Annotated in this window: 5 protein-coding genes; 2 read left to right on the forward strand and 3 right to left on the reverse strand. The window is 64.7% G+C overall.

The features are described 5' to 3' along the window. Window positions 1–645, forward strand: a 645-nt coding sequence (locus FKP22_RS23345; protein ID WP_141290069.1) for an MFS transporter, incomplete at its 5' end; no start/stop codon positions are given. Window positions 646–842: 197 nt separating this feature from the next. Further along, complete coding sequence (locus FKP22_RS32555) at window positions 843–1,016, forward strand: hypothetical protein (RefSeq protein ID WP_170201035.1); 174 nt, start codon at window positions 843–845, stop codon at window positions 1,014–1,016. A gap of 121 nt (window positions 1,017–1,137) precedes the next feature. Here FKP22_RS32555 and FKP22_RS23350 read toward each other — a convergent pair whose 3' ends face one another. The 3 genes from FKP22_RS23350 to FKP22_RS23360 form a co-directional block, all read right to left on the reverse strand. After that, the gene (locus FKP22_RS23350) at window positions 1,138–1,470 is read right to left on the reverse strand and encodes a type 2 periplasmic-binding domain-containing protein (RefSeq protein ID WP_141290070.1); all 333 of its coding nucleotides are present in this window, start codon (window positions 1,468–1,470) and stop codon (window positions 1,138–1,140) included. Between the two features lie 154 nt (window positions 1,471–1,624). Beyond that, the gene (locus FKP22_RS23355; RefSeq protein WP_141290071.1) at window positions 1,625–2,899 is read right to left on the reverse strand and encodes a S1C family serine protease; all 1,275 of its coding nucleotides are present in this window, start codon (window positions 2,897–2,899) and stop codon (window positions 1,625–1,627) included. A 549-nt stretch (window positions 2,900–3,448) separates the two neighbouring features. Next, window positions 3,449–3,970, reverse strand: a 522-nt coding sequence (locus FKP22_RS23360; RefSeq protein ID WP_510606725.1) for a type III PLP-dependent enzyme domain-containing protein, incomplete at its 5' end; no start/stop codon positions are given.

Genomic DNA, 3,970 nt, shown 5'->3' on the forward strand with positions numbered 1-3,970 from the left:
GCGCTGTTGCCCGCACTGGGCTGGCTGGCGGTGCGTGGCCTGCCCGTGGTGGCGGTGCCGTCAGCTGCGCAGCGGCCTTCGCTGCGCAAGGTGCTGGGCCAGATCTGGGCCCACGGCCTCGTGGTCTGCCTGCAGGGCATTGGCTTTGCGGCCATTGGCGCGTTTTTCAGCCTGAGTTTCCTGGACCGCCACTGGCCGCATGCCGGCCTTGGGCTGACGGCGTTTGGTGCCGGCTTTGTGCTGGTACGCGTGCTGTTCGGCCGGCTGCCGGACCGCATCGGCGGGCTGCCAGTGGCCATCGGTTCGCTGGTGGTGGAAACGCTGGGCCAGGGTTTGATCTGGCAGGCCACCACGCCGGCCCTGGCGCTGGCTGGCGCCTTCCTGACCGGCCTGGGTTGCTCGATGATCTTCCCGGCCATGGGCCGCGAGGTGGTGCAGCGCGTGGCGCCGCCGCTGCGCGGCACGGCCATGGGCGGCTTCTCGGCCTTCCAGGACCTGGCCTACGGCCTCACCGGGCCGTTGGCCGGGCTGCTGGCGGACAGCGCCGGCCTGTCCAGCGTGTACCTGGTGGGCTGCCTGGCTGCGGCGGCCGGACTGCTGGTGGCGCTGTGGTTGCGATTGCGGGAAAGCGCCCAGGCACGGTAGCAGCGGCCGGTTGGTGAAGGCCGAGGCGCTGCGCTGGGCCGGCGGGGTCAAGGCCAGCGGCTTCCAGGACGAGTGAGGGCCCGCCGTAGGTCGGGCCCTACGCCAGCCTCCGCGCTTGGCTGATGCGCGGCCAGGGAGCGGGCCCCTAAAGTGCAATCCACGCCGTGCCCTGCCCCCGGCGTTCAAAGGAGTTCCCCATGTCGTTTGCAATCTTCCTGATCGGGCTCGTGCTGCTGGTGGCCGGCGTGGCCTGGGGCATGGTCGCAGTGGGCATTGCGCCGCTGTACATCGGCATCACCTGCCTGATCGTGCTGGGCATCGGCATCATGTCGGCCGTCTCGCGCACACGAACCAAGGACGTGTCGAGCTGACCCCTGCTCAAACCGGGAGCACGGCAAGGAAAACGCCACAGCCACAAGGACTTGGCGCCGCTGGTCACGGCTTGGACACAAGCTTGTCCACAGCGGCTGTGGACGGTGGTTGCCGCTTTTTTCAGCGTGTGGCGGCGTCCATCCCGGCAAAAATCTCGACCGCCCAATCCACGAACACACGCAGCTTGGCATTCAGCTGGCGATTGCCGGGATAGACCAGGTGCAGCGGCGTGAGCGGGCGGCTCCAGTCCGCCAGCACCTCGCGCAATTGCCCGCTCTGCAGGTAGGGCGCGGCCCTGTAGCCGACCACGCCATGTCCAGCCAGCGCTCGCGGTGCAGCGGCGGCCGGCAGCAGCTCGGACGGATGCTTCGGCGTGCCACGCGCCTGCAGGTACCGCGGGCTGAACCCGCGCCCATGCGGATGCAGCCTCGGGGCTGCGCCCGCGCGGGCCACGCTTTCGTCCGTCGATTTCGGTGCTCAATCCCGGGGCACCGCAAGCAAAGCCCAGCGGCGACAAGGACTTGGCGCCGCTGGGCACCGCTTGGGCACATGGTTGTCCACAGTGGCTGTGGATGGGATCCGATGCCACGCCGCTGAGGGAGCTGCCTCAGTTCAAGGGCGCATCGAATATCAGCGCCAGACGCTCTGCTGCATCCCGCAGGGGCACGAAAAACGCCAGGCCGGATGCGCTGTTCAGCTTGAAGGTGGTGATGCCCACTGCATTGCCCGCAGCATCGAGCAGCGGACCGCCGCTGTTGCCGGGATTGACGGCCACGTCGCTCTGGTAGAAGCGGACGCCCTCAGACTCACGCACGCCGCTGAGCACGCCACGCGTGAACGTGCCAGCCAGCTTCTGCGAGAGTGGCGTGCCGATGGCGTAGACATCCTCGCCGACAGCAGGGTCCGCAAGCCGCAGGCTCAGCGAAGGAACCGCGACGGACTCGGTCTTCAACAAGGCCACGTCACGCGGGCCATCCTCGCGGACCAGTTCCCCAACAACCTCCTTGCCATCGTCCAACTTGATCTTTACGTACTTGGATTGCCCCACCACGTGCTTGTTCGTCAGCACGTAGCCATCGGACACATAAAAGCCGGTACCCGACCCCTTGTCGCTCAAGATGGTCACGACGGCGGTGCGCAATCGAGCAGCATTGGTCTGCGTGCCACCCAGTTGGACACGACTTGCTGGCAGGTGCATCGGCGACAAAGTCACCGGCGGCAGCGCTGGCAGGTTGCCTGAGAAGATGGCCTTTGCGTCCGCGTCAGTCAACAGGTCGCGCAGGTTGCGACCGAACGCGCGCAACATGAAGTCGCGCCCCGTGATGTTCTCGAAGCCAGGGATGCGCTCCGCAGAAGACACCGTCTTGCTGAAGACGACGCGCTGCTGTCGTGTCGAAAAAAGGTCCCACTTGATCGTGAGCTCAATCACACCCTTGCGACCGCTTGGATATGTACATTCCGAATCGTTGAAATTGGAGATCACACCGCCGACTCGAAAATCGGCATCGGAGGGTTGCGACGTGTCGAACGCAGACACTTCGGTTGAAGAACCGGTCAATCCTTGGGCCTTCAACTCGATTTTGAAAGCTGCTTCCGCAAAGCCACTGACCACCGACTCAAAGCGATCTGAAGCATGTTGGTCACCATTGTTGAAGCAGAAAAACCCGCCTTCCAAATGCCCGATCTTTTCACCCGGAACAATCTTCGACCGAAGCTTGGCGAATTCGATCTTCGGTGTTGCGGCAGCCTTGGCGGGCTCAGCCGGGGACGACGGCGCAGTCGAGGCGTCTGCTGTTGGATCCGCCGCAGTCGCAAAGCCGCTAGCTACCGTGGATAGGATCGCAACAAACAAGGCTGGCGCGAGCAGACGATTTGAGGTCATGGTTTCTCCTTGAGCCCTCGCCGGGCTCCGCAAAAATTTTGAGACTGGCGCGTCCGGCAATCAAAAGAGGGTGCGCGGCAATCGGGTAAACGGGGTCAGCAAGTCTCTCCCGCGTTGCCGCAGAGAGTTGCCAATGAACGCGGGCCGTGAATATGAAACTTGCCCGACTGTCCCTCGGTGACAACCTGGTCGGAGGGTGCAGCACCGATGCTCGACATCGCTGCGGGGCAAGACTACGACCAGCCGCCGTCACAGGCGACCACCAACATCGGCAAGCCAAGTAGCCATGCCACGGGCGCTTCTTCATTTCGACTCCCTCAAGGCCCGTGGCACGCATGGTGCGGGGCACTCCCTTTTGAATGACAAATCCACGTGGCGCGACCCGTGTTTTTATGGTCGGTTTGGAAAGCGCGACGGAATCTAGCATCCGCGCGATGGCGCTATCTCAGGCTCTCTTCCCCTTACTTGGGGGATCGCGGTCTGAAATTTAACAAATCGCGAACTACTTCACGACTCTTAACACTAACCGCCGGCAGCAAATCGGCTTGGTCAGCTCACGCAACCCCGCGCATCCACCGCCCACACCGTCTCGACCACCCCGTCGCTCAAGCCCCCGCGCACAGCGACAAGGTGGTCGTGCAAATTGACCGTTGGGTCGCAGTGCCCCGGCACCAGCCAGACGATGTCGCCGAGCTGCGGCAGCACATCCGCGCTGGCATGCGGCGCGGGATGCAGGATGCCGTGTTCGTCGCCGCCGTTGGTGACGGTCAGGTCGCTGCGCTGCCAGACCGTTGGCAGGCCGCTGTCGATGGCGTAGGTCTTGTGGCCAGCGTCGACGACGGCGTGGGCCTCGCCGCGGCTGATGACCTGGCTTTTGATGAACAGTGCCTGCTCGAAGACCGGGGCGCCGGGGGCGGGTTGGTTCTCGGCGTAGTCGCGGTCCATGAAGAGGTAGCTGCCGGCTTGCAGTTCGCCCCACAGGCCGCTGGCGGCTTCGAAGGTGAAGCTGCCGGTGCCGGCACCGGTGACGAGCGGGCAATGGATGCCGGCGGCTGTGACCGTGGCCTGTGC

The organism is Ideonella azotifigens (assembly GCF_006519715.1).
Classification (GTDB): domain Bacteria; phylum Pseudomonadota; class Gammaproteobacteria; order Burkholderiales; family Burkholderiaceae_C; genus Ideonella; species Ideonella azotifigens.